1 protein-coding gene is annotated in these 1,040 nt (G+C 64.8%); it reads left to right on the top strand.

Annotated features, from left to right (window positions below; genetic code table 11):
- Window positions 1–1,040 (top strand): IS1634 family transposase (locus MU407_RS14015; protein WP_246958412.1); only part of this gene is annotated, 1,040 nt, incomplete at both ends.

Raw genomic sequence — 1,040 nt, forward strand, 5'->3', positions numbered from 1 at the left:
TGCTGGCCAGTGCGTATACCCGTCTGGGGTTCGATGTGGTGGATGATCGGGTGTTCCGTGATCTGGTCATCGCGCGGTTGATCGAGCCGACCAGCAAGGTCGATTCGCTGCGGGTCCTGGCCGAGTGTGGCGCAGAGCCGTTCTCCTACAAAACTCTGCAGCGCCACCTGGCGGGCGTCACCCAGGTCACCCGCGACCAGGTTGCCACTGCCTGCTTCGAGTATGCCTTGAACAGGGGTGATGTCTCGCTGGTGCTGTATGACGTGACGACGCTGTATTTCGAGGCGGAGAACGAAGATGCCCTGCGTAAGGTCGGGTACTCCAAGGAACGTCGGGTGGATCCGCAGATCGTGGTCGGTCTGCTGGTGGACCGCCAGGGGTTCCCGCTGGAGATCGGCTGCTTCGAGGGCAACCATGCCGAGACGCGGACGATCCTGCCGATCATCCGGCAGTTCCAGGCCCGCCACGGGATCGCAGACATGGTCGTGGTCGCCGACGCCGGGATGCTCTCAGCGGCGAATCTGACGGCGCTGGATGAGGCAGGGCTGCGGTTCATCGTCGGCTCACGCGTCACCAAAGCCCCCAGCGACCTTGCCCACCAATTCCACTGGCACGGCGACGCGTTCCGTGACGGGCAGGTCATCGACACGATCACACCCCGCCACGGCAACACCAAACCCCTAGCTGACCTGCACCGGCGTGAGGCTCCCGGCTGGGATCCGGTGGAGCATCCGGGGTGTTGGAGGGCGGTCTGGGCCTACTCCCGTAAACGGGCCGTGCGGGATGGGAAGACACTGACCGCGCAGGAGAACCGGGCGATCGCGATCATCGAGGGCGACAAACAGGCCCACGCCACCCGGTTCGTCACCCGTGCCGGGGGTAAGAACGTGCTGAACACCCGGGCTTTGGAGGCGGCGCGGCGTCTGGTGGGGCTCAAGGGCTACGTCACCAATATCCCGGCCACGATCATGGGCCCGGGCGAGGTGATCTCCAGTTACCACGACCTGTGGCACGTGGAGCAGTCGTTCCGGATGAGCAAA

Source organism: Brachybacterium sp. Marseille-Q7125 (assembly GCF_023062615.1).
GTDB lineage: Bacteria > Actinomycetota > Actinomycetes > Actinomycetales > Dermabacteraceae > Brachybacterium.